Annotated in this window: 29 protein-coding genes and 2 pseudogenes; 4 read left to right on the top strand and 27 right to left on the bottom strand. The window is 56.6% G+C overall.

The annotated features are described in order from the left end of the window. Positions 1-107: 107 nt before the first annotated feature. The 24 genes and pseudogenes from IPM84_13730 to IPM84_13615 all read right to left on the bottom strand — a co-directional run bounded on the left by IPM84_13730 (position 108) and on the right by IPM84_13615 (position 18,395). Positions 108-2,649: pseudogene (locus tag IPM84_13730) on the bottom strand (restriction endonuclease). After that, positions 2,646-3,668, bottom strand: a complete 1,023-nt coding sequence (locus IPM84_13725) for a Fic family protein (protein ID MBK9093802.1) — start codon at positions 3,666-3,668, stop codon at positions 2,646-2,648. Before IPM84_13725 ends, IPM84_13730 begins: the two are co-directional and overlap by 4 nt. A 42-nt stretch (positions 3,669-3,710) precedes the next feature. Next, a complete protein-coding gene (locus IPM84_13720; protein MBK9093801.1) occupies positions 3,711-5,336 on the bottom strand; it encodes an Eco57I restriction-modification methylase domain-containing protein in 1,626 nt (541 codons plus the stop codon). After that, the gene (locus tag IPM84_13715; GenBank protein MBK9093800.1) at positions 5,333-5,986 is read right to left on the bottom strand and encodes an N-6 DNA methylase; all 654 of its coding nucleotides are present in this window, start codon (positions 5,984-5,986) and stop codon (positions 5,333-5,335) included. Before IPM84_13715 ends, IPM84_13720 begins: the two co-directional genes overlap by 4 nt. Positions 5,987-6,190: 204 nt before the next feature. After that, positions 6,191-6,526, bottom strand: coding sequence for a XisI protein (locus tag IPM84_13710; protein ID MBK9093799.1), 336 nt, complete (start codon positions 6,524-6,526; stop codon positions 6,191-6,193). Continuing rightward, positions 6,514-6,930, bottom strand: a complete 417-nt coding sequence (locus IPM84_13705) for a XisH family protein (GenBank protein ID MBK9093798.1) — start codon at positions 6,928-6,930, stop codon at positions 6,514-6,516. The genes IPM84_13710 and IPM84_13705 overlap by 13 nt, the downstream gene beginning before the upstream one ends. Positions 6,931-7,209: 279 nt before the next feature. Next, positions 7,210-7,470, bottom strand: a complete 261-nt coding sequence (locus IPM84_13700) for a hypothetical protein (protein MBK9093797.1) — start codon at positions 7,468-7,470, stop codon at positions 7,210-7,212. 92 nt (positions 7,471-7,562) lie between these two features. Then, positions 7,563-7,877 (bottom strand): DUF2442 domain-containing protein, encoded by a 315-nt coding sequence (locus IPM84_13695; GenBank protein ID MBK9093796.1) that lies wholly within the window; start codon positions 7,875-7,877, stop codon positions 7,563-7,565. 87 nt (positions 7,878-7,964) lie between these two features. Then, positions 7,965-8,093, bottom strand: coding sequence for a DUF4160 domain-containing protein (locus IPM84_13690; GenBank protein ID MBK9093795.1), 129 nt, complete (start codon positions 8,091-8,093; stop codon positions 7,965-7,967). 289 nt (positions 8,094-8,382) lie between these two features. Then, entirely contained in the window at positions 8,383-8,610 is a 228-nt protein-coding gene (locus tag IPM84_13685) for a type II toxin-antitoxin system MqsA family antitoxin (GenBank protein ID MBK9093794.1), read from the bottom strand. 61 nt (positions 8,611-8,671) lie between these two features. Further along, on the bottom strand, positions 8,672-8,818 hold the full coding sequence (locus IPM84_13680) for a DUF4258 domain-containing protein (GenBank protein MBK9093793.1): 147 nt from the start codon (positions 8,816-8,818) through the stop codon (positions 8,672-8,674). A gap of 470 nt (positions 8,819-9,288) precedes the next feature. After that, a complete protein-coding gene (locus IPM84_13675) occupies positions 9,289-10,047 on the bottom strand; it encodes a hypothetical protein (GenBank protein ID MBK9093792.1) in 759 nt (252 codons plus the stop codon). A gap of 5 nt (positions 10,048-10,052) precedes the next feature. Beyond that, the gene (locus tag IPM84_13670) at positions 10,053-11,060 is read right to left on the bottom strand and encodes a site-specific DNA-methyltransferase (protein ID MBK9093791.1); all 1,008 of its coding nucleotides are present in this window, start codon (positions 11,058-11,060) and stop codon (positions 10,053-10,055) included. A 270-nt stretch (positions 11,061-11,330) separates the two neighbouring features. Then, positions 11,331-11,735 (bottom strand): nuclear transport factor 2 family protein, encoded by a 405-nt coding sequence (locus tag IPM84_13665; protein ID MBK9093790.1) that lies wholly within the window; start codon positions 11,733-11,735, stop codon positions 11,331-11,333. 221 nt (positions 11,736-11,956) lie between these two features. Next, on the bottom strand, positions 11,957-12,178 hold the full coding sequence (locus tag IPM84_13660; GenBank protein MBK9093789.1) for a type II toxin-antitoxin system HicA family toxin: 222 nt from the start codon (positions 12,176-12,178) through the stop codon (positions 11,957-11,959). Next, entirely contained in the window at positions 12,171-12,377 is a 207-nt protein-coding gene (locus tag IPM84_13655) for a type II toxin-antitoxin system HicB family antitoxin (GenBank protein MBK9093788.1), read from the bottom strand. Before IPM84_13655 ends, IPM84_13660 begins: the two co-directional genes overlap by 8 nt. A 386-nt stretch (positions 12,378-12,763) precedes the next feature. Further along, complete coding sequence (locus IPM84_13650; protein ID MBK9093787.1) at positions 12,764-12,973, bottom strand: hypothetical protein; 210 nt, start codon at positions 12,971-12,973, stop codon at positions 12,764-12,766. A 223-nt stretch (positions 12,974-13,196) separates the two neighbouring features. Next, positions 13,197-13,493 carry a hypothetical protein gene (locus IPM84_13645; protein MBK9093786.1) on the bottom strand — a complete coding sequence of 99 codons (297 nt, stop codon included), beginning with the start codon at positions 13,491-13,493 and terminating at the stop codon, positions 13,197-13,199. Positions 13,494-14,248: 755 nt separating this feature from the next. Then, on the bottom strand, positions 14,249-14,581 hold the full coding sequence (locus tag IPM84_13640) for a DUF2442 domain-containing protein (protein ID MBK9093785.1): 333 nt from the start codon (positions 14,579-14,581) through the stop codon (positions 14,249-14,251). Continuing rightward, a complete protein-coding gene (locus IPM84_13635; GenBank protein MBK9093784.1) occupies positions 14,544-14,801 on the bottom strand; it encodes a DUF4160 domain-containing protein in 258 nt (85 codons plus the stop codon). The genes IPM84_13640 and IPM84_13635 overlap by 38 nt, the downstream gene beginning before the upstream one ends. Positions 14,802-15,240: 439 nt before the next feature. After that, the gene (locus tag IPM84_13630) at positions 15,241-15,555 is read right to left on the bottom strand and encodes a DUF2442 domain-containing protein (GenBank protein MBK9093783.1); all 315 of its coding nucleotides are present in this window, start codon (positions 15,553-15,555) and stop codon (positions 15,241-15,243) included. Positions 15,556-15,566: 11 nt separating this feature from the next. Beyond that, positions 15,567-15,767, bottom strand: coding sequence for a DUF4160 domain-containing protein (locus IPM84_13625; GenBank protein ID MBK9093782.1), 201 nt, complete (start codon positions 15,765-15,767; stop codon positions 15,567-15,569). Positions 15,768-15,928: 161 nt separating this feature from the next. Beyond that, complete coding sequence (locus IPM84_13620) at positions 15,929-16,258, bottom strand: nucleotidyltransferase domain-containing protein (protein MBK9093781.1); 330 nt, start codon at positions 16,256-16,258, stop codon at positions 15,929-15,931. A gap of 168 nt (positions 16,259-16,426) precedes the next feature. Next, a pseudogene (locus tag IPM84_13615) lies at positions 16,427-18,395 on the bottom strand (DUF262 domain-containing protein). Positions 18,396-19,375: 980 nt separating this feature from the next. Here IPM84_13615 and IPM84_13610 point away from each other — a divergent pair. The 3 genes from IPM84_13610 to IPM84_13600 are packed head-to-tail and all read left to right on the top strand — an operon-like array spanning position 19,376 to position 21,597. Continuing rightward, on the top strand, positions 19,376-20,584 hold the full coding sequence (locus tag IPM84_13610) for an ATP-grasp domain-containing protein (GenBank protein MBK9093780.1): 1,209 nt from the start codon (positions 19,376-19,378) through the stop codon (positions 20,582-20,584). A 5-nt stretch (positions 20,585-20,589) separates the two neighbouring features. Next, complete coding sequence (locus tag IPM84_13605; protein MBK9093779.1) at positions 20,590-20,835, top strand: hypothetical protein; 246 nt, start codon at positions 20,590-20,592, stop codon at positions 20,833-20,835. After that, the gene (locus IPM84_13600; protein MBK9093778.1) at positions 20,836-21,597 is read left to right on the top strand and encodes a hypothetical protein; all 762 of its coding nucleotides are present in this window, start codon (positions 20,836-20,838) and stop codon (positions 21,595-21,597) included. A 118-nt stretch (positions 21,598-21,715) separates the two neighbouring features. On the opposite strand, the gene IPM84_13595 is transcribed toward IPM84_13600, so the two are convergent. Next, entirely contained in the window at positions 21,716-21,904 is a 189-nt protein-coding gene (locus IPM84_13595; GenBank protein ID MBK9093777.1) for a hypothetical protein, read from the bottom strand. 50 nt (positions 21,905-21,954) lie between these two features. On the opposite strand from IPM84_13595, the gene IPM84_13590 reads away from it, so the two are divergent. Further along, positions 21,955-22,341: a DedA family protein gene (locus IPM84_13590; GenBank protein MBK9093776.1), complete on the top strand. Its 387-nt coding sequence runs from the start codon at positions 21,955-21,957 to the stop codon at positions 22,339-22,341. Between the two features lie 26 nt (positions 22,342-22,367). Here IPM84_13590 and IPM84_13585 read toward each other — a convergent pair whose 3' ends face one another. Both IPM84_13585 and IPM84_13580 read right to left on the bottom strand, forming a co-directional pair. Further along, positions 22,368-23,048 (bottom strand): hypothetical protein, encoded by a 681-nt coding sequence (locus IPM84_13585; protein ID MBK9093775.1) that lies wholly within the window; start codon positions 23,046-23,048, stop codon positions 22,368-22,370. Between the two features lie 64 nt (positions 23,049-23,112). Beyond that, a complete protein-coding gene (locus IPM84_13580) occupies positions 23,113-24,333 on the bottom strand; it encodes a PrsW family intramembrane metalloprotease (GenBank protein ID MBK9093774.1) in 1,221 nt (406 codons plus the stop codon). Positions 24,334-24,677 lie beyond the last annotated feature (344 nt).

Below are 24,677 nucleotides of genomic sequence, written 5' to 3'. Positions count from 1 at the left end.
AATAACGCTCCGGTTCAGCGGCCTGTCCGCTGGAACCGATTGTTAGCCCGCAAGTGCGTACGCTCATGCTACCGATGCACTACGTCAGCGCGTACTCTTCGGCGTTTTCACTCCCTCGCCACCACAGTGTCATACAGCCCGTAATGGGTCAGCCCTGGATGGCTGTCTATGCCGGTGTAGCGGAGCGACGCGTCTTCGTAGCGCCGGAACGCGAAGACGGCCTGGTTCATCTGCTCGGTGTTGAACACCTTGAGTTGTACCAGCAGGTGGAAGTCCTTGACTGTCAGGCCGGTGACAGTCAGGAACAGATCCGGTTCCAGCTTGGTAATGACATCCTGTAGCGTGTTCTCACGGAAGTCGGTGAGGTACATAAACGCGGGAATCCGCGTGGCGAACTTGATCAGCTTTTCCTGGACCAGCTTGCGCTTGGACTTGTACTCCTTCTCCTCGTCGCTCAGCTCCTTCTTCTCCGTGCCCGTCAGGTCTGTCTTTTTGGCCTTGTTCTTAAGCTCCTTCACCTTCCCGCTCTTGTTGATGATGGTCTCGATGATGTTGTCGCCCAGAGCGCGCCAGCCTTCGATGCGCCCAACCGCGGCCATCGCCTCGGGGTTGTCCAGGATGCGGCGCAGGGTGTCGTTGTCCACGTTGACGAGCAGCGCGCTCTCCCACTTGCGGGCCAGCAGCGTGGCCGAGGTGCCGGCCATGGCGATGTCGAGAATGCCGCCCGCATCAATCTGCGTCATGTTCGCGCCGTCGTAGGCCAGCACGGGCAGGAACGATACGAGGTCTTTGACTGCGTTCTCCGGGTTCGGCTCGCTGGGCGACAGGCCGATGCCGTACTCCGAGAGCTGCCGCAGCGCGCGCGTGGGCGCAAAGTCGAACACAAAGCAGGCGGGCTTGAGAATCTCTTCCTCGTGCGGGTTGTCGCCGTTGGGATTCTTGATGGACCACGGCGACTGCACGCGGAACGCGGCCTGAAAGTAGGTCTCCGGCGACTTGAGGTTGCGCAGCATCAAGATCGAGGACCACTGCGGCACGGTGACGCCGGTGGTGAGCTTGCCGCAGGAGAGCGTGATGGTCTTGGTTTCGAAGCCGCTGCCGATGGCCTTGCGCACGGGCGGCAACGCAGCCAGCCCGATGCCCGCCGCCGCCCCTGCAGCGATGACAACCGCGTAGTCGTGCCAGAAGGTGTTGTGCTTCTCGGCCAGCAGGTTCGCCATGGCGTGGCAGGCCGCGACGTTGGGCAGGAACCAGAACGAGTGCTGCAGGTAGGGCAGCAGGCGCACATCCGAATACGGAAACGGCGGCCGCGTGCCCGTCTTCAGATATTCAACCGATTTGAGCGCGTAGCCGCCGCGGATGATGTCCAGCCACTTCTGCACGTCGTCTCTTGTGCTTGAACTGCGCCCAGACGCCCGTGCCTGATGCCTCGAAGAAGGCGTTGAGATCGAACTCGTCGAACTCGCCGGCGCTGGCGATGGCCAGCAGCTCGTCCGGCATCTGGTAGGTGAGCAGGCGCATTTGCGGCAAGGCGGCGTAGGGATTCGGCTTGCCCGGGCGTCTGGTCGCAAAATCCTCCTTGGCGCGCTGTTCGTCGGTATACGTCCAGTTGAAAATCTGCTCCTCGATGAACTCGCCCGTAGCCAGCGCCCTGAACGGGGTGCCGGAGAGGTAGAGGTACGCCGAGGTCGTGATGGGTAGGAATTCGGCTTCCTTCGCCGAGAGTTCGCTGATGTCTTCGTTCACGTCACCGAGGTCGCGGCCATACTCCAGCCGGGTTTCCTTCAAGGCGACAGTGTTCTCTTCACCCTCGAAGAGTTCCTTGGCGGTGTCACGCCAAGCACCGAAATGGTATTCGTCGAAGACCACGAGATCCCAATTCACCGTGTGGAGCCATTCGTTCTTGGGCTTGATGTTTCCCGCGTCATCCCGGCCCAGCAAATCCTGAAAAGAGCTGAAATAGACGACGGGCTTCCTGCGGTCAATCTGCGTCGGGTCGCTGCCGGAGCTGCGCGAGAGGTACTGCCAGCCGTCGAAGTCCACGTGGGATTCCAGGTCCGTCTGCCACGCATCTTCCACGGCGGGCTTGAAGGTGACCACGAGTACACGTTTGGCGCCGAGTTTCCTGGCGAGCTGGTAGGCGGTGAAGGTCTTGCCGAAGCGCATCTTTGCATTCCACAGGAAGCGCGGGACCGCGTGCATATCCTCCTGCCAGATGGAGTGGAAGTAGGCGTGGGTCTTGTTGACGGCCTCGGCCTGCTCGCGGCGCATGGTGAAGTCCAAGTGATGCGTGCCGGTGAAGCGCTGGCCGGTGCGCAGTTCGACCAGCACGGTCTGCACGTCCGCCACCGAGCAGCGCATCCATTCCAGCGCGTCCTTCTCGAAACCCTTCTTGGCGAGCGCCGCGCGCACTTCGTGATCGCTGAAGAGGGTGCCGTCGTCGCGCTCGGCGGACTCGTCGAGTTCGATCCGGTAGTTCTTGATGGCGGCAGTCTTGAGCTGCTCGGCCACGCGCTGCTTCACGTCGCGCGTGGTCTGGCCCACCTTGAGCAGACCCGCGTGCGCCTCGTCGTCGATCGCGTAGGCGTAGATGCGCGGCCGGGCGACGGGCTTGGGGGCGAGGATTTCGTCGATGGTGGGTTTGCTCATTGCGGCCCCTCGATGACTACCCAATGGCCGGCCTTGTCGGAACCGACACGTTGCAGCCGGCCCTGTTCGCGGAGTGTTTTGAGATGGCGTTCCACGGTTCGCGTGGCCTTGTTCAGCAGGGCCGCCAACTCCCTGGCGGACAAGTGGGGTTGCTGCGTCAGCAATTCCAGAATCGCGTCGCTTACACCGACATTTACACCGATATTTACACCGACATCTCCGGGGGCGGTGTTCATGGTCTCAGTTGCCACATCAATGTATTTGTACAGCGAATTGGCAATGGCATCGAGCATGAAGCCAATGAACGGGCGGCAATCCACCGCGCCGGCATGCGAATCCTGCAGCGCCTTGTAGTACAGCGCCTGGTTGTGGTGGACCAGGGTTTCGATCGGCATCCAGGCGAACAGCGGATTCCATCTGGAAAGAACCAGCGTCTGCCACAGCCGCCCGATTCTGCCGTTACCATCGCGAAAGGGGTGGATGTGTTCCAGCATGTAGTGGACGGCGGAACTTTTGATGAGCGGGTGCGCCTCGCTGCTCTTGCCCCAGTGCAGGAGCTGCTCAACGAGAGCGGGAACTTGCGCCGCCGGCGCGCCGCGATGCATCACCGTGCCGTCGCCGCGCACGACGGCCACGCGGACCGTGCGGAACTGGCCCGACTCCCCGATGAGTGCGTCGGTCAGGTGCGCGTGGGCTATCAGCAAGTCGCCCACCGACCAGGGGTCATAGCGGGTGATTTCGTTGTAGGCGTGCCACGCGTTCTGCACCTCTTTGATGTCCTTGGGCGGTCCCCAGACGGGTTTGCCGTTGACGACATCGGTGACCTGGCCCAGGGTGAGCCGGTTGCCTTCGATGGCGGTGGAGGCATGAATCGAGAGGATGCGGCTCAGCTTGCGCAGGTGCAGCACATCGCCGGACTGTTCCTCGCTGATCTTGACGCGCTCAAGCAGGGCGTGGATGTCGCCGATCTTTTCGTGCCAGCGAGGATCGTCCGTGTAGAACTTCTCCAGCGGCGTCATGGCCGGGCCTCCGGCTTGGGCGCGAGGATTTCCTCGATGGTTTTAGTCATCCTCAGAGGCCCCACTGAGATCCATCGGTCGGACAACTTTTTCGATGAACGCGATCTCACTGGCAGAAATGCCATATTTAGCGTAGAGGTTCTCGTCCGTCCACTTCTGCGTCCAATCTTGTGTTGGCACAAAGGTGTAGACTTTGCGCGTCGTGTCCTGGGATGGCTTGTGCAGAAGGATAAGGAGGCGAGTCAGCCGACAGGAGAGGTAGGACAAAACGCCTTCTGCCTCAGTCCGGGAGTCGAACGGACTAATACAAAGATAGGTCTCCGAAGAGATGGTACCCGGCTCCCCAATGAATGGTGTGCTGATGATCCTGTGCGGGTACGTGTCTCTGTTGCCGGTCCCCGGAGCAGCCCGGCCTGTGAAAACCTTCCACTTATCAATGAGGTGAGTGCCAGTCAAAATTGAGCTTCTGGCGACGTATCCCGTGCCGCCGTTCTGGTAGACCAGTAGGTCGCCGGATGCCTTGACAGCGTTTCCCTTGAATGTTGTGGTTAACCCGAACGGCTTCCTGGAACTAACCAATTGGTCGAAACGCTGACTGTCGGGCAGCGACAGCGAGTGGGTCTCACCACTTTCCACTGCAACGACTTTCTTGAGGATCGACAGCCCTTCATTGAAGCGGATGAACACGTCCACGCCCTCTTCTTGAAGAGGGCGACTGGTCGTCGAGACAGGCCAGTCCTTGAAATGAGTGGTGACGCGGCACTGCCCGGGATTGTCCCGGTCCCAGAGGAAGTAGCAAACGCCGCCCTTGAGGCCTACCCCAGGAAAGACATCCGACGCGCTGAGAAAATCGTCAATTGAGCGTAGGCGACTGTCCGCAAGCATCAACTCTCTGAATTCATCAAGACCCTTGCCGCCGGCGAACCAACGCGCAGGAATGATCATCGCCAGGTAGCGTGGCTCCAATGCCTTTGCTTGCTCCACGAAGAGATGGTAAATCGGGGCAGCACTCGTGCCGTACCCACCATCGTCAAGCTGATAGGGCGGGTTGCCGATGATCACGTCGAACTGCATATTGCCTCCAAACAACTCGGCCACGCGAGTCTTGATGTCGTCGGTGTGGATGAACGCATAGGCGTGGGTTTCAAGACCTTCGCCTCGATCAAGGGTCTTTGCGCTCGCGCCGCAGTAGGTACACTTGCCGTCAACCCACGTGTGCTCCATCCGCTCGAACCAGATATTGCCGGCGTCGCTGGCGAAACCTTTGGCAATGGAGCGCTTGCCATTGGCGTGCTTCGAGCAATAGACGCTGCGCCGCGCCAGCAGGCTGGTGATCTGTGTGATGCCGATGCCGTACACCTGCTGCGTCAGGATGTGGTTGACGCGCGTTTCCAGGTCCGGCATCTCGTCCGCCAGGCCCTTGGTCAGGCGGCTGGTGATCTCGCGCAGGAAGACGCCCGACTTGGTGCATGGGTCCAGGAAGCGCACCGTCTTGTCCGCCCAGAGGTTCGCGCCGCCGTGGTCCGCCGCCCATGCCGCGGCCAGGGTGTCCAACATGCGGTTGGCGAACTCCGGCGGCGTGAAGACCTCGTCGTTGGAGAGGTTGGCGATGCACGTCAGCACATCCGGGTTGTGGCCGCGCAGGGCAAAACCAGCCTGAGCGCTCATGCGGCCTCCTGCGGGGCGTCGCCGAACGCGGCGGCCAGTTCGCTTACGGTTATGGGCGGGTAGGTCTTGTGGGGTGTGAAGATTTCGTGCATACCGAGGTCGGCGAAGAGCGTACCTTCGGCGCCATAAGCCGCCGATTGGGTGAGGGTGTCGAGGCGGAAGTCGCGGCGCTGGAATTTGCCCCTGCCCAGGTAGCCCCATTCGGCAAAGGTGATGGGCCGGCCGTCGTGGGTGCGCATGGTCAGCGCGTCGCCGTGCAAAAGGTTCTGCGCCAGAACGTAGGACGCGGCCCGATAGAGTTCGTCCGAACCATCCAGATGCAGGTATTCGGCCAGGATCTCCAGCACATTGGCACGGCACTCGGCGATGTTGTCCGCCAGCAGTTCGATGCCGTAGATGCACATCAGCCCAAGCAGCGCATAGTGCCGCCGCTCGAAGTCCGACTTTCCGTACTTGAGCTCCACGGCGGCCAGCTTGCGCTGCAAAATCTGCACGAGGAAATTGCCGCTCCCACATGCCGGTTCCAGGAAACGGGAATCAATGCGCTCCGTTTCGTCCTTCACCAGGTCCAGCATGGCCTCCACCATCCACGCCGGGGTGAAGACCTCCCCGTGGTCGGCGACGCGTTGTTTGGACTTGATGGTGTTCATGGACCGATCCATTGCGGGCGATGCTTCCTTTTGGTTATTGCGGGCTAACACACGCGTCAGGGATGCTTTGCGGTTATGGGCGACCAACTGCGCCAATCCTGAAACGGCAAAGCGAGGAAGCAACACCAAAAGCCCTGATCGCAGCAAAGCATCCCCTGCACGCAATGTTCGAGCACAGCCCTTCAGTCTTTGCCTTTGCCGCTTTTAGTTCATGGCAAAATCTGTATGCTTGCGCATATAGACAGGCTGAAAGCCCAAAACAATCCGATCTTTAGGAATGCCTAGCTCCACTAAGTCTTCAGCGACGAGTTGGTCCGTCAAATTCTGTTGCAACCAGATTTTGTCGTCTTTTATATCAATGTGAACGACAACGCCATAGACACGTTGCCCGTTATCCCATCCGACATTGACCAACTGATAGTGGTCATGTTGGGTATCCACAAGTAACTGCGTTTCCACGCCTTCCTGTAAAAATTGTGGCGTCTGATAGTGCGCTAATAATTGTTGAACCCGTTTTCGATATTCCTCTATGGCAACCATTGAACAATCACCTCTCTTTCTGGATGATAGACAATCAACTTGAGTTGATACTGCTGGACCATATACTGCCCAAAAGGCAATTGGAAGAAGGTTTGATAGGCAACGATCGGAACCGCTAGAAACAGGAGACGATCTGGTTCAATATGGGCTAGCCCCTCCCGATAGTCGATATACTGTCCCAGTGCTTCATGAAAATCGGTGATGGCCGATGATCGCAGAAAACTTTTGATTTCCACCGCAATTTTCTCGCCATTGCGATCCGCTGCAATGACCCTTTCTGCACCGAGATCGATGCGTAGTTCGACCCCTAAAAACTGAATTCTCAACGGGTCAGCCGTAATGTCCCATCCCTCATCCGTCAAAGCTTGTCTTACCACATCATGATAAATATCTTTTGCAGACATGGTCGTTTCCTATAAATTTACTGATTCTTTCTCTCATTCTATCACAAATGGACACAGGACCGGAGCCGCCAACATCGCCAACCGGCCCAGATCCTCCCCGGTCGGTGTACGGAATGTTGGGCAGCGGCGCCACCAGCAGAGCCTGACCGTGCATAACAGGCTGCGCCCGTCCGCTGGAACCGGGGGTAGGCTCCGCCCTGGCCGTCCCACCGCCCAACCAGACCCGCCGCCTATGACGGCGAACTGCGACCTACGTCCACTGCCGGCAAGTTGCGCAGGTTAGGGATGGAGCGCCGGTGCGGAAGTTGGGACAGAGGACGCGGGCAGACGTGCGCTTGTCTTGGCTAATTCGAGCAGGCCGCGTAGCGCATCGTTGACCGCTTTCGTGTTTGGGAAGGCCTGTGCCAGATCCGGGTCAAGGACAACGATGTTTGAAGATTCCTTCAACCGCGCCGCGTATTTGCCGCGCACCATCGGCCCGAAATCTTCGCGGCGATACTCAGGACGTAGCGTATCATTGACCATGTCAGCCTTCTTCATATAGCTTTCTCTCGGCCCGTGTGGCAGGGCGGTAAGCTGGCTGTTCGCGCCTATTTTACCTGGTTTCTGTGGCTTGGTCTAATACTGCACTTCTACGTCGAAGTCCTTTGGGGCTGTAATACAGTCAATGTCTGGTTTGTGCCTTGCGCAACAGAAGTAGCGTTATTCATGGCAAGTTCATAAAGAACGTCTGGACAAAAATCAACATCATTCGGCCATATCAATGTCCCAGATACCGGATCAACAACAACTTGCTTGAAAAATTCAATGTCTTCCAGGGGCTTGAAAACACCTCCACGCCCTACTATCTTCTGGCGGAAATCGATGATTCCTTCCGTTTTATTCGTAAACCGAAGTTTCAAACGATATCCATCAAGATAAGATACACTCTTCACTCTTGGCAACATCGCAATCACTCCTATTTCAATGGCGGAATCTTACCCCCCCCCCCCCCCCCCCCCCCCCCCCCCCCCCCCCCCCCCCCCACTCCTATTTCAATGCGCAAGCGGTGAGATGCCGATTTGTCCTTCATTTTTGCCGTAAATGGCGTGAAAATGAGGAGGATTATGCTCATCGTAGTACATATAAATCGAGATTCCGAAAAACTGACTGATTTGAGGCATTCTTCTTTATCCCATGTACAATCAGCTTACTGATATCGATATTCTCCGCTCAATCAGGAACTTTCCGTAAAAGTCACCCAACGCCGACCGGTCTCCAATCTCCGCTTTCCGGCAGACCAGCCTAGCGGCCAGGTTCAGCGGCGGGCCGGTTACCCCTGACCTTGCATAACGGGCAGCGCGGCCCGTCCGCTGGAACCAATGTTAGGCCCCCGCCCATACCAGCACGACCCCACGCGCCAACTCGCCCATGACGGCGAACCGGGGCCGACTTCTGCGTCGCGGCGAGACGTTACGCAAACGCAGCCACCGCCACCGGGCGTTCTTGCGCCCATGCGCGCCGGTGCAGCTTGATGCGTTCAATCTCGTGCAGTGTTTCGGCGGTCAGGTAGCTTTCGCCGCAGTTGGGGCAACTGACGATCGGAATGTTCTCAATCACGAACAAACTGGCCCCGCGCCCGTAGCTGCGCGACACGCGCCGCACATGCGCACCATTCTTGCCGCAAATATCGCAGACCATAAGCTCACCCACTATTCACGAAAGACCGTAATCATCACCAGTTTGTCAGTTGCGCCGAACGCTACGACGGTCCGCCTGCGCCACCCAGGGCTTGGCCGTTCACCAGATATTTCCATTCGTCCGGCTGGCGGTCACGTTGGCGTTCGCTGATGTAACCGGCGAGGATGACGCTTTCGATGTCGAAGACGGTCAAACCATCAGCATCCATCTCGTCTTCGGCGTGCACGGATCAATTCACGCATCCGCTTCAGTTCGGCGTCATACATGCAGGCTCCCACGCGTAACGTCTGGTGAGGCTATTGTAGCACATTTGGAGGAAAAGTACGCGCTGATCGGTGGCTTTAGCGATGGTTCGTGTGTCATCTTCCCGGTTGACCCACAGTGTCACATTGGAGGCCTAACGCCAACCGTCAGCCGCCGGGGCCGCCAACATCGTCAACCGGCCCAGATCCTCCCCGGTCGGTGTACGGAATGTTGGGCAGCGGCCCCCCCAGCAGAGCCTGACCGGACCGGCCTGGGCGAACCAGCGACCCCTTCCATTCCAACCGCCTGCCTGTGGACGCCCCCGCCGAAGCTCCGCCCAACGGCTGGGCGTCAGCCGCCCGCCACCAATACGATCGGTAATCGTCAAAACTGACGCCTAACTTTGGCAGCTGGGCGGGGCGGCTGCACGCCGTGTTAGGCGCGATCCAATGGGATTGAGGTTTGCTTCTTGCTTCTTAAACGTTTCTCTTTCTCGAACGCCGATCTGATTGCTGATTCGATCTTGTCAGAATCCACCAAATACTTATCGAAGTCGTGCAAGTTGTCTCGGTTAAGATGTAATTGACCTTCTCCCACATTGCCTCTATGCTGTCCCGCCGAATAATACTGGCTGTGTTCTACTTCGTAGGAAGGTATCACCCAATGGCGAATAACGTCGCGCCACACCGCCAACCACACAAACACATCACAGCAAGCGGGCTTCACTTGCTGAAAGTTCATGTCAAATTGCTTCCGTGAATCCGACGACAATGCTTTCAAGTAGAGCGGTGCATCCGTCTTAAATTCAACGGCACGCGAAGCCTTAACCTCGATTCGGATATTCGGTGGCAAAAAGAAATCGTACTGACCTGAATATTCTGGATCAGTTTTCTTATTCGGGCGTTCCAGGGTGGGAGTAAGTTCTTTTAGATGCCCTTGTGCCCATACTTCGCCAAACCCTCTCGGAGCACCAATTTCAAACAAATCCAGATATAGATTCCGATCTAAGTAGTCATCTCGGAGTTGATAGTATTCATCAAGTGAGAGTTTGGCGGCAACCAATAGATGGGAAATGATGTATTCGTAATCGCTAAATGGATAGACGGATACCAGCTCTTCAAGCTTGTCTCGTATTTCTTGCGCATTGTCGAGTCGGTTCAACAGTTCATCGAGTTGCGCCTTGAGTTTTTCCACAATGGTTACTCCAACGAGAAAGCATATTGGATGCTCTTTGATTCTTCTTGCTCTTGTCCTAACAAGGATCGAAGTTGTAAGTCGGCGGCTATTTCCTGCTCAAAGGGATTGCTATTTTGCCAACCGGCCTTGCCAGTTCGCCTAAATCGCTCTAATCGTCTAAGGGCTATTTCGCAATAGACGGGATCAATGTCTACAGTGTAACAGTTCCTCCCTAGCATTTCTGACGAAATCAATGTCGCCCCCGAATGGCAGAAGAAATCAACAACAATATCGCCCTTAGATGAACTTGCCTTTATGATTCTTTCGCAACTTTTTAGCGGTTTCTGAGCGTAGCATCCATTAACATTTTCCTCCATGCGGTAAAACACTTGCTGAATATCTACCCACACATTGCCCGCACGGATATTTTCTGACTTGCTTCGCTCCATATTTTCAGTTACTTGACCATTGACTTCCTTGTAGTACCCTCGCAGAATCTTTGGTATGTCGGTATATTCAGCGTCTACATCAAAAATAGGGTTTCCCTTTGTGTAATACAATAGCTCTTGTCTAACCGCCATCCAGTTCTTTTGCGTTCCATATCCACGCTGGTTACGCATCGTGATAAAGCTTCGAGATTTGTAGCCCGTTCCTCGCATGGCAATCACAAAATCTGGTAGAGGTTGAAAATCTGATTTTTGATCTGCCCCCAACCAGATATACAGAGACGCATTATCAGATAGGGCGAAGTCTGTTGTCAAAATCCATTGCTTACACCATCGAATATACTCATCAAGTTGTCTCTGCTCAAAGGCCACCAGATTATACGGTGGGTCTTGGATTGCTAAGGCGGCTTTGGATTCGCCCATCAAGGATTTGATACCGTTCTTGTCCGTCGCGTCCAAGCATCCAATCTTATGCTTGCCTTGAGGGTCTACCCATATTTCGCCACGCGATAAGCGACAATGTCTGATAAGATAGTCGTGCAACTGCGGATTTTGATCTAATCTAGGAATGGGGAAGTTTTTCATGCAAAGATTCTATCACTAACCCAATCATGGGTCAACTCCATGAATTAACAAGAACCCGATGGAATGAGGTAATCTTTGGGGTACGGACGCGCCCAACGCCGACCGTCAGCCGCCGGGGCCGCCAACATCGTCAATCGGCCCAGATCCTCCCCGGTCGGTGTACGGAATGTTGGGCAATGCCCCCATTGGTCGCACCCCCCCGACCCGATCTTCCGCCCCAAACCGCCACTGCCGCTGTGACAGATTGGTACCTCTCTCCCCAGCCTGTACTCAACGCTTCGGAGTGCCAAGGGGCGGACGGTTCTTACGGTAGGAGTTTTTCAGGGCAATCTTGCCGGCGCGAAACGTGAACAGGTCACAGCCATCGACTTCGACGCGGGTGCTGTCCGCTCGTGTGCCCGTGAACGTCCATTCCGACACCCCCCGCTCCCCACAGACAAAATGGCGCGCGTTGCCCCAGTGCGCATTGGGGAAGGTCGCCCAAACCTCCGCAAAGCTAGCGCGCACGGCTTCACGGCCTGCGTACCGCCTGCCGCAGACGTCTGGTCCTGCAGAGGCTTCGAAGACACAATCCTCTGTCATGAACGACATAAGGGCATCGACATCATGGCGATTCCACGCATCGGCAAAGGCTTGCAAAAACTCCGTGGTGACTTCTGCAACTACATCCGGCATGATCTGCTCCTTCCTTTCTGTTCCCACACTGGGGAATAGTCCTACGCCCAACGCCAGGCATCACCGGCGCGGGAACGGGACGAGTGCCAAGTCCTCACGTGAAGAAAAGGGTAGGGTGCTGGAAGCGCCCCGTGCGAGAGGCTACGCCCCGCGTCGGGTGCATGCCGTTGTTGGGCGGCAGTGAACCATTCACAAGCTAATCTGTGACCGTCTGCTCAGAGTCAAGCGCGCAACGCTGCGATGAATTCATCGGCGGATACGCCAGCTTGCTTGAGAATGCCCGTCAAAGTGCCCGTCTTTAGCTCGCGATGGTTTGGCACAACACAACCGGATGCTCCTCGGCGTAGAACCAAATGGCTACCGCGCTGCCTTACCACGACAAAGCCCAATCGCTCCAGCGTTCGCACTGCTTCTCTCCCTGAAACAACAGGCAGTTTAAGCATATGCACCTACACGAAAAGTGGTCAACAATGGACGCCCAACAAAAGTCGTCGGGAATTCTTCTAAGTACAGTTCCGTCGCCTCCCGCAGATTGGATAAAGCTTCTTCGACAGTCTCGCCTTGCGTGGTTGTCCCGGTTTCAGGGTTGAGGGCAACATAGCCACCCTCGGGTGCTGGTGTCAGAATTGCGGTAAGTTCCATGATTCTTCCTTTTCGCGGCATCATATGCCGGGTTCCATACTCCACTCGCCCATTGTTCTTCCCGCCGGCCCGCCCAACGGCCCAGCGTCAGCCGCCGGGGTCGCCAACATCGTCAACCGGCCCAGATCCTCCCCGGTCGGTGTACGGAATGTTGGGCAGCGCCGCCACCAGCAGAGCCTGACCGGACGAGCCTGGGCAAACCAACGCCCCCTTCCTACTTCCTCATTCAGCGTTCAGCGTTCAGCAAAGCCGCCCAACGGCCCAGCGTCAGCCGCCGGGGGCAGGCTACTTTCTGAACAAACCGAGATCACTCCCGGTCGGCTGGAAGCGGATGTTCGGCGCAGCCGCAAGTTTACAGCAATTATTTGTGTAAAAAAGCACCACAACTACTCATCTATTTCATTCTTCCTCGATATGATCACCCTCATTGGATCTTTATCATCGAAAGAAATAATACGCTCTTCAACGTTAACGACCGTTTCTCTATCGTTAATATAGGATAGAAGGCGTCCTGTTTGCGAAGGATATGCTCGTTGGATCACCCGTAGTTCTGCCTCAAGGTATTCTATTTCTAACGAACCTGAAATTGTTTCCACAGTGGCCTCCTGAGATTCAAATTGAGCAGAAAACAACTTGGTGACGGGCTCCCCATTAAGAGGAATATCCTCAAAGAGGCTAGAAACCGGACGATATCATACTATCTGTTCCGGAACGAGGTATTTGAACAGTAAAATCTTGGCTCGATCTTTCAAGTAGGTCCCTGATTCCCTGCATTTGCTCATGCTCTCGCAATAGGTCGGCCTTATCACCAGCCGGTTGTCAGCTAGTCGCCGAATGAATTTGGTATTCCGCATCACCTTTGGAATACTCATCGATAATCTCTTGGGTGAGGCTTGGAGATTGATCTACTGGAACTCCTTGGAATCTTAGACCTAAGCGACCCATTCCAAATTTTCCACTCACAACAATAATATCGATTCCTTTGGCCCACGCCTTAATGGCATCTTCTGATATTTCCCTCAATAAACGAGTTTCAATATTATGGAACCCTGGCCTTCTTAATGGCTGGCTTTGTAAAACGTCTCGATGAAACTGCAACTGTAACTGATGCTCCAATATCGTCTCGTTTCTGAACCAATTGCTCAATCCAAGTTGTATCTTGTGTCGCCGCTCGCTTCCGACACTCAATAGTGATTAGAATTGGAACAGAGCCAACTTGATATCGAACTGAAATATCTACTTCTCTTGGCTCGCCTGTGATTCGATCTGGTATGTGGTCTGGCGACCGTATTGCAGCGCCTTGTGGCACCAAGTGACTTTCCAGAAGTGCGACTAACTTCTCAAACTCGCGCCATTGTGAGATTGTAGGGTTTAGTTCTTGGCATAATTTGTCCATTCCAAGGGGAGAGCATGAACACCATACCACAGATGGGTACACATGGCCTACCCCAGTAGTATGATCTGTGAGGAGTTTGTGAGCGGCCCAACGCCGACCGTCAGCCGCCGGGGCCGCCAACATCGTCAACCGGCCCAGATCCTCCCCGGTCGGTGTACGGAATGTTGGGCAGCGATACCACCTGCAGAGCCTGGCCGAACCAGCGACCTCTTCCTACTTCCTCATTCAGCGTTTAGCGTTCAGCATTCAGCATTGAGCAACGCCGCCCAACGCCGACCGTTACGCGCCCGCGCCGCCTGCACCGTCAATCGGCCCAGATCCACCCGGTCGGTGTACGGAATGTTGGGCAGCGGCCCCCCAAACACGACCTGACCGGACCGGCCTGGCCGAACCAGCGACCTCTTCCTACTTCCTCATTCAGCATTCAGCAAAGCCGCCCAACGGCTAGTGTCAGTTGCGCCGTACGCATCTTCGCTCAAACCGCGCTAGCTGGTTCGGCGTCAACTGCAAACGGTTGTTGGGCAGGTAAAGCCTCGACTGCTACTTGTGCCTTCGCGCGCGGAGCAGGCAGACCTCGTAGCAAACCTTCAACGCTCAAGTCTTCATCTATTTCCGGCCAATGAATCCCATAGCCGGCACCTGCTATCTTCCAGTTTGCGCGCTGTTGGGTCGTTGCATGAAGCAGCCGCGGATACCATACGATCGGCGCAATAATTGTCCGACCGTCTAGTAAATCTACGCGGAGTGAATCCCTGGTACACCGTACATTCTTAATTCGTTCGCCCGGTTGCACGTCCATACTCCTTATCCCACTTGGCAAGAAAATCGGTCTGATATGATGCCACGATTCTTTCGATCCGGCGTAGTTCACTGGCATTGAACCCTAAATTTCGTGCCAAAACAACTGGTTTAAGCCAGAACTTCGCCGACAAGTCATCCCGATCCACATGGACATGGGGCGCCTCGTTGATCAGATCATGGCTGTAGAAATAGAAGCGATAAGGGCCAATCAGTAGTACCGTAGGCATACGAAGATGTTACTTCTAGATTGACTTGGCGTCAATTGCGAATAGTACCACGAACAAAGCCCGTCACACCCGTAGAGCGGCGGCCGCGCCGTTCGGCTCAGCGTAGCCGAAGAGCTGCCCGGCGAATCAGCTGACGGATTCCCGCCCAACGCCAACCGTCAGCCGCCGGGGCCGCCAACATCGTCAACCGACCCAGATCCTCCCCGGTCGGTGTACGGAATGTTGGGCAGCGGTGTCACCAGTAGAGCCTGACCGACGGGCCTGAGCAAACCAGCGAACCATTCCAACCGCCTGCCATTGGACGCCCCCGCTGCAGAGCCGCCCAATGGCTAACGTCAGCCACCGGGGCCGTCAACGTCACCTTCGAGCCCAGCTCACCGGTTCCATCCAAAGAGAAAACCAGCAGCCCGACCCCCCAATAAGTCACAATACTGCACTTCTACGTCGAAGTCCTTTGGGGCTGTAATACAGTCACTGTCTGATTTGTGCCTTGCGCAACAGAAGTAGCGTTATTCATGGCAAGTTCATAAAGAACGTCTGGACAAAAATCAACATCATTCGGCCATATCAATGTCCCAGATACCGGATCAACAACAACTTGCTTGAAAATTCCAATGTCTTCCAGGGGCTTGAAAACACCTCCACGCCCTACGATCTTCTGGCGGAAATCGATGATTCCTTCCGTTTTATTCGTAAACCGAAGTTTCAAACGATATCCATCAAGATAAGATACACTCTTCACTCTTGGCAACATCGCAATCACTCCTATTTCAATGGCGGAATCTTACGAGGCGGCTTATCTGCACGCATGAGTTCCCAATTTTCCAATAACTCCTTTTGATGTAAAGCCGCCCATTCCACAGCTAACCCTAATACTCGGCCTGAAAGCTTGCCTTCGATCAGCGCAAGCGGTGAGATGCCGATTTGTCCTTCATTTTTGCCGTAAATGGCGTGAAAATCTTGAATTCTTCGCCTGTAGCAAGCAAAACCATACAGATGCTGTCCATCAAATCAATACCCGATTGGCTGGTTATGAAATCATCTGGGGTCTTGATTTTGGCGAAGCGGCGGGGATACGTTCAAGAGCATCCAAAATCATCTGCAGACGCTCCCGTAAGAGTGCTTGATCAGACATAGACTGCCTCGCGTTCGAGCCGTACTCGAAAAGTGGGACGCATATATTTGTGCAACCGAATAAGGTCTACGGGCCGCTCCAACCATTCTTCCAGTTCCTGTTTCATAATTGATGTCATCCACAAATTCGGATGCCTCGTTTCGAAAACAATGTCTATATCGCTTTCCGGGTGAGCTTCTCTACGAGCATAGGAGCCAAAATAACCTAGAGCAGTTAGGTGAAACTTTGGGCCACGCTGCTCTTTGAAGCGATGTAATCGCGTCCGTAGCTCGGCCTGGGTTAGTACTTTCTCCCTTGCCATCTCATTATGTATTTTCACCATTTCCCATATGCTTACCTCTCTTGTCATTTTGGCGTTACTGCCGAAAATGTCCACCACATTTAGAGGAGACGGTACCTTAATCAAGGTCATCTCCGTGTCTTGACAAACCCGTCCACCTTAACCCGCGTTACCGCATGGGCGGCGTTGGGCCCCCGTGTGCCTTTTACGTTATTCTGTTTCCACAATCCAATCCTCGCTAGACAAACCGAGTGAATCAATTACTGATTGCAGAAGTGATATACATCTTTTGCTGAGAGATTGACTTCGATATAAAAGCCATTCTCTATCTGTCGTTTGCGGCGGAACTTTCCGGGGTCTGCGCTTATGAACCGGGGTATTCACCAGCTAATTGGGTGAACAAATCTGGCTCAAGTTGGGCAATGGCATTCAGCGTATAGGCTTGCACATCCCGCCATGACTCCACAGAGAATCTTTGACCAAGAATAGTTACTGCTTTAGGCGTTCTGCCAGTGATATTATCAGGGTTGGCCGGGGCGGTTTGTTCTTCGCCAAAGTAAGGCCATACAGTTAGAGCTAGATTAGCCAGGGCTTTAGACCGCACGTCAATTGCCACGCGATTCCAAGTGGCTACGCCCTGAAAATACTTGTTGAGTTCGAGGTGACTGTTGGAGAGGCGTTGTCTCTTTTTGGGGAACGGGTCATTGGAGAGTTCAGCATTATAGGCCGTCAGCGTCAAGTTGCCGAGAGTGTTCAAATACAACTCATGGTCGGCTTGCCAATCTTCTCCAAGATGACTTTGCCACCAGTCTGTGAGAGTTTATGGCATTACGTGTTCGATGGTCAGGTTATCGAAGGCTGGTTGTTCTTTGTGTTGATAGGCAGACTCAAGCGTCTCCAATATGAGCTTTGCCTTGATAAGCCGTTCATAGCACCGTAAAGTTTCGAGTCAATCAATCGTATACGAAACTCAGTGTCTTTGGGATAGCCAATAGACTGTGGAACAGAGCGGACTCCATCGGTCAAGCCTCAAAGGAGTTTTTAGTTGTGCTTGCTGATATAACAAAGGAAATATTTTGTTGAGTTGACTGGTGGGAACGTTGCAAACAAACCGCCGAATCACGTAGTTCTCAATTGTCTGCAATATCCTGCGAAGGTCATCTGCTGAAATCTGACCTTGAGCGTAATCGTGGTAGCAGTTCAGCAAGAAGGGGTAAGCCGTTGTAACTTCTAGGCGCTTGAGGCGCACCAGAGCATTTCGCAGTCGAACGTCAGGCTCGTTTTCAGGCGTGAGGAATTTTTTGTAATAGCCAGCAAAAACAGCAATATCTTTGAGGGCTTTCAGAGCGTCACTTTTTCCGACCCGGTCTTTTAGCGTGAAGTAAACATCGCCTTGCTTTACGATTGACCCCGTGCGCATCAGATAGTGACGAATGCACTCCGTCAAGTTTTCGCCTAATGCTATCTGCATTGGCTCCCAGTATTTTGAATGCGTCGCTTCTTGCTCATCAACATGGATACGCATGAAAAAGTAGTTGCGAATAAGGTCCGATTGAGTAAGAGGCCGGCCTTTGGCGTTTAGGCTCTCAAAAAACTAAGTGGGGATTGTCGTCATGATCGAGTACGATGCTGACCACCGACAGTCGAGTTGAGACCACTTTGGTGAGGGCAGTAACTTCCACATTACTTTGTTTTAGCTTACGCTCGAAGAACTGGTAACATTGCAAAATGCGACCATCAATGTTTGTTTCTGCCGATTGTATTAAGACCTTGAAAGCATTTCGGTCAATTTGTGTCGGCAACAACTTGAAATAATCGCCACCCTTTTTGAATGGATTTACCAGCATCGTTTGCTCGATTTCTTGGGCTAAGTCATTGTCGCCTTTACTTTTTGCCGCGTCACGAAGCAATGTCAACAGAATGAAGATGGTCGTAAGTCTCTGTTGCCCATCAATCAAGAGAAATTTTGATACACCTTCAGGCACGGATACGGTCGGCATCGTAACTATGGAGCCAATGAAGTGGCTTGTTGGTTCTTCGTTCTCACATAACCAAATCAAGTCTTCCCACAACACATCCCATTCTTTCTTTCCTGACTGTAAGGACGTTGAAAGAGTGGAACGACGTATTGCTTCGTGCCTTCAATTATCGGCTGAAATTTAGTTTCTGATGCTTTCATGCTTTATCCCTACCTTGGGTGCGAGTGCATAACAGACACATTGGCAGTGGTTAAGCCGCCCAACGCCAACACCGTCAACCGGCCCAGATCCTCCCCGGTCGGTGTACGGAATGTTGGACAGCGCCGCCACCAGCAGGCCTGACCCGACCGACCTGGGCAAACCAATGCTTCCCTTCCATTCCAACCGCCTGCCCGTGAACGGCCGCCGAAACTCCGTCCAACGCCAACCGGTCTCCGGTCTCCAATCTCAGATCTCACGCCTCACTTTCAACCACAAATCTACCGCCATCCACGTAGGTCTCTGGTCTCTGGTCTCTGTTCTCCAATCTTCGGTCTCCAACAGACCCGCCCAACGGCCAGGTTCGAGCCCGGGGCCCTCCCACGGCGTCCGCAGTCCACCCCGATTCACCATTGACGAGACAACATCTTCCGACCCGAAAAAGGCTCGACCTATTCATCTGTCCGGCTGCCAACCGCGCGGTTCATCATGCAATGGAATCAGACTTCCGTTGAAACGGACGACATCTCGAATGTTTATAACTTCCCCATGAAAATGTCGCCTTCAGGAAACTCAACATGCGAAAGGCGCTTTGTAACCCATCCATGGCGCTGCTCGATTGGGAAACGGCAGTATGGAGACCGGCCCCTTGTTTGTTTCCTTTGCGAAGAGGGCGATGAAACAACCGGCGTCCGCAATACGTATTCTGGAACCTCGTCCCTCGCTGATCTCGGCTCCCGCAGTCTACAATCGTTCCTCTGGATTGTCAAGTTCTTTTTTCCGTCTACCGGCGCCGGTTTTTGACCCTCCCGCACACCAAATTCCGAAGTTGCCGCGCGGCGAACGGCTGTGGTACAATACATCACCCGTTGAGCCTCGAACATTTCTGCCGGGGCGGTGCGCCCAGCAGGCGCGATTTCAAGCGCTCGCCTGCAGCCGCGGCCAGCCCGGGCAGCTGCCATCAGCGAAAGAGAACAACACCATGACCGAATCACGTCCACAGACTGTGCTTTGCCTCGCCAGCTACTTCAAAGGGGCCGAATTCATGCGCACCTGCAAACGCCTCGGCGCGCAGGTCGTGCTCGTCACGCGCGAAAAACTCGCCAGCGCCGAATGGCCGAGGGAAGTCATCGAAGAATTTTTCTACATGCCCGAACTGGCCAAGCAACCCGACATCACCCACGCGGTCAGCTACCTGGCCCGCACGCGCCACTTCGACGTGATTGTCCCCCTGGACGACTACGATGTGGAACTGGCAGCCTCGCTGCGTGAGCATCTGCGCATCCCCGGCATGGGCGACACCACCGCGCGCTACTTCCGCGACAAACTCGCCATGCGCATGCAGGCCCGCGACCGGGACATCCGAGTGCCCGCCTTTGTCCATGTCCTCAACTACGACCAGGTACACGATTTCATGCAGACTGTGCCGCCGCCCTGGGTCTTCAAACCCCGCTCCGAGGCTGGCTCCATCGGCATCCGCAAGATCAACTCACAGGACGAGTTCTGGCCCTCGCTCGATATCCTGGGCGATCGCCAATCGTACTACGTGCTGGAAAAATTCATCCCCGGCGATGTTTTTCATGTGGACTCCATCGTCTCCGAACGCGAAGTCGTCTTCTCCATCGCCCATCGCTACGGCCAGGCGCCGATGAAAGTGCTGCACGAAGGCGGCATCTTCTCCACACAAACCATGCGCCCCGACTCCCCTGACTATGCGCCAATACAGCAGCACAATCGCCAGGTCATCGCGGCCATGAACATGGTGCGCGGGGTCACGCATGCCGAGTTCATCAAGGCCGACAGCGACGGTCAGTTCTACTTCCTGGAAATGGCCGCCCGCGTCGGCGGCGCCTATATTGACCGCGTCATCGAAGCCGCGTCCGGGGTCAACATGTGGGCCGAATGGGCCGCCATCGAACTGGCCTATGTCCGTGGCGAAACCTACCGGCCGCCCACAGCCCACGAGGGCTTCGCGGGCCTCCTCATCTGCCTGGCGCGTGACGAATGGCCCGACACCTCTGCTTATGACGACCCCGAAATCACCTGGCGACTACACAAGAAAAACCATGTGGGGCTGCTGGTCACTTCCACGGATTCGGGTCGGGTCCAGGCCCTGCTCGAATCGTATGCCGAACGCATGGTGGGTGATTTCCTGGCAACCCTGCCCGCGCCGGACAGCCCCCAGGATTGAGGAACATGATGAGACGATTCAATCAATTGGCAAGTCGTGGGCGCCGCCAGCCGGCCCCCAGGGCACTGGTGGGATTACTCTTGCTGCTATGGCTGACCGCCTGCCAGGCGGTTGTGCCGCCCACGCCGATCAGCGGTGGCGTGCAACCGGCGCCCCGGCCGCAGCCGGCCGCCACGCCCGCGCCCCAGCCGCTGCGCCTGGTGCTGCTGCACACCAACGATACCTGGGGGTATCTCTGGCCCTGCGGCTGAATGCCAGCCGTGGGCGGCGTGGCCCGGCGGGCCACAAAAATTATCGAGGCGCGTAACCACAACGAGTTCGTCCTGCTGCTCGATGCCGGCGACAGCCTGACCGGCGATCAGGCGCCGGCCACCACCACGCAGGGCCGCACCAGCGTTGAGATCATGAACCTGCTCGGCTATGATGCCCTGGCGCTTGGCCCGCAAGACCTGGCGCTGGGACTGGATGTCCTGCGCAAACGCATGAGCGAAGCGCGCTTCGCCGTGCTCTCGGCCAACGCCGCCGACGCCGCCACCGGCGCGGCCATCGCCCAGCCCTACGTCATTCGCACCATCGCCGGCCACCGCATCGCCATCATCGGGCTGAGCGACGCCGCGGAGACGCAGGACATCATCGTGAGCGATCCGGTCGCAGCCGCCCAGGCCGCCGTCGCCGCCGTGGCGGACCGCGCCGACATCGTCATCCTGCTCTCCCACGCCGGCCTGGCAGAAGATCAAACGATCGCTGAAACTGTTCCCGGCGTTGACGTGATCGTCAGCGGCGGCCCTGGTGTGCGGCCTGAGCCGGCCCGCCATCCAACCACCGGCACGTTGATCGTGCATGCCGACGAGGCGCAGCCCGGTCACGCCGGCCGCGTGCTCGGCCGCCAAACTCTCACCTTCGACGCCGCCGGGCAGCTCCAACAGGTGCAAATCGAATACATTCAGCTCGGCCCGGAGATTGCCGACGATGCGAAAATAGCCGCGTGGGTGGAGGGGGCAACCGCCAAGTAGTTTGACTCGCCCCCAAATCGCGGTTATACTCTCTGCCCGACATCTTCTCCGCTGAAGAACATCAACCTGGAGGTACTGTTTTGGAAGCCTGGATCGCCGAACACCTGGTGCCGTTGTTTCAGAACTTGTTCAATTCGATTGGATGGCCCGGTGTGGTCATCATCATGGCGTTGGAGAGCGCCAACATCCCGATTCCCAGCGAGATCACGATGCCGCTGGCGGGCTGGCTGCTGACGCCACGGGCCTTGTTTCCGTGGTGGGAAGCCGCGCTCATCACCGGCTTCTGGGGCGCCTTGGGTTGTACCATCGGTTCCATCGCGTCCCTACGCGCTGGGCTATTGGGGAGGACGTCCGCTGGTGGTGCGCTATGGCCGCTACATCCTGGTGACAGAAGAAGATGTGGATCGCTTCGATCACTGGTTCCAGCGCTGGGGCGACTACGTATCCTTCATCTCCCGCGTCCTGCCCATCGTGCGCACCTTCATCTCATTCCCGGCCGGCGTTTTCAAGATCCACTTCGCCAAGTTCACCGCCCTGACCTTCATCGGTTCCTTCATCTGGTGCGCGGCGCTGGGCCTGGTGGGCTGGGCGCTGGGCGATCAGTGGGAACAAATCCTGGGCATCATGGGCCCGGCCAAATACCCCATTGCCGCCTTGATCGTGCTCGGCCTCATCTACTACGTCTGGCATCACCTGACCGGGCCGGCGCGCAAGCAGGCGCGGCACGCGTCGGCCAGCGAATAGCCGCCGAATGAATTCGGGGCGATCGCTCAACCGGCAGCCAGCGTGGCAATACCGGCCAACTGTATGCGCTGCTCGGTAAAGATCACCACCCGCAAGTCCACACGCAAGAGCGCCCCATCGGCCAGGCGGCCGCTCCACACCAGCGAATCGGCCGCCTGGCGATAGGGGTAATCGCCCGGCGGCAGGCCGCCGATGCGCGCCCCCTGCTCGGTCTTGCCCTCATACGTCAGCGTGGTGCCGGGGATCGTGTCGCCGCGCGCGATGTTGTACGTCACCGGCACGCGGTAGGCCACGATCGGCTTCTCCGGGAAAGCTCCTGGCACGGGGCTGGCGTTGTTGATTGTCAAGTCGGCCGTGCCTGCCAGTTGCACCTTGTCCGCGGTGTAGTAGACCACACGCAGCCCCAGGTCAGCCTGAAAATCACGGCCCAGTGAACCTTGCCAACCTACGAAATCGCCGATCCTCTTGACCGCGCGCTGATCGTCAATCCACAGCTCCGCGCCGTCCGGCGTTTCACGCACATAGCGTACATTGGTGCCCTGCAGCGTCTGACCGACGGCAATGCTCTCCTCGGTTGGGCCAGAATAGTGCAGCGTGCCATGATCGTTGCGCACGCAGGCCGTCGTGAGCAGACTCAGAATGATGATGAGCAGACAGCGCAGCAGCCAGGCCCGTTGCCTGGCGCGATGATCATCGAGTAAACGCATACCTACCTCCAAAAATACCTATCTGAACGAGGCCCGGTGAGAAAAATAGCCCCCCACCCGTAGGTCACACCTCCGGCGTGACGGTGCTCTCCACCGGCAACGGCGCCAGGGCCATAACCGGCGGCTGGCCCAGGCGGCGGCCGATGTAGACGAACAGGCCGCTGTTGATGACGAAGAGTCCGGCCAGGGCAAAGACGAGCAGGGTGCCGCCCGCGCCCACCAGCAGGTTAGCGTTCAACGTGCCTTGCGCCTGCAAGACAGACGCCAGCCCGGCCACTCCGTTCCACAGGCCATGAATGACGACGGCCAGGCCGTAGAGGGCCGGCAGTCGCCAGCGGCGCTCGCCGCTGAGCCAAGCTTGCCAGGCCAATCCCATCAACCCGGCCGCCAGGCAATGTACCACGGCTGTGGCGGAGCGCAGCATCAGCGGCCCTCCCCAGGCAGGCAGCACCGTAACCACGTTGAACATCGTTTCGGTGATCGCAAAACCGGCGCCGGCTGCCACCCCCCACAGGAAGGCCTCACCGGGCGTCAGGCGTGCGCGTCCGGCCGCGATCAGCACCACGCCTACGCTCTTGCTGAATTCTTCGATCAAGGGCGCGCCCAGGGCAATGACCAGGCCGGCCCCAATCAGGACGAGCGGCGAACTAAGCAGCGATTGCAGAAAAGCCGGATCGCTGAGCACCTCAGGCCGGCTCAATTGCGCCACCAGTGTCTCCAGCCGCGCTGAGCCGCCGGGCGTCAGCGCCACGATCAACGCGGCGGCCAGGGCCAGCAGCGCGACCAGGATCACCTCGATGACGATGGCCAGGCCGGTCGCCAGCACCGCGCCGCCGGCCACCTGCAGAGCGACATCGCGCCGTTGCACAACCAGGCCCGATGGGCGCAGCAGAGACGCGGCCAGGGCCAACAAAAACAGCGGGGCCGCCATGCTGGCAATCACATGCACGGGTGGAAACAGCCAGGGCGCCACGTTCGTCTGCAGCACGGCTTCACCCACGGCCAGGGCCAGCAAAAACAGCAAAACGAGCCACCACGGGCTGGGCAGATGCGCCGCGCTGGACGCCGCGCCGCTGTAGCGCCGCCAGCCAACCCAGGCTAACACCGATCCCGCGCCGCCGCTGACTGCCAGCACTGCCATCGCCACCGTGTTGATCTGCAAGAGATCGTAACGGGCATCTGGCGAAACCACCGGCAGCCCCAGGTAGAAAAGCCCGGCCAAAAGCCCCAGCATCGCCAATCCCAGGCCGACTACGATCAGCGCAATGGACACAAATCGCTGCATAAAAAACCCTCACCCTCCGCGCGCCCAAAGTTGGCATCCCCGCTTGCCAGATGCCAACTTCTCGCAAATGAACATCCGCCAGCGTCCAAACTATGGTAGTGTAAGCCTGTGTCTGTGTCAAGTTGTGACGCGTGACCCAATTCTCCGAACTCCAAAACTGGCAACTCAATTGACAGTTACGCCGCGCTGTGTTACACTCTTTTTAGTATCTGCTGGCACACGATGAGGTCCTGCGGGTACACGAATTGAATGAACTGGACCTTCGGGGCAGAGTGAGACCCGACCGGCCCGGCGGCCTGATAGCGGCACGCCCAGGCAGGGTCAATTCTCGACCGGCGGTGGGA

This window comes from Candidatus Amarolinea dominans, from assembly GCA_016719785.1.
Lineage (GTDB): Bacteria > Chloroflexota > Anaerolineae > SSC4 > Amarolineaceae > Amarolinea > Amarolinea dominans.
This window is presented reverse-complemented; position numbering and strand designations above follow the sequence as displayed.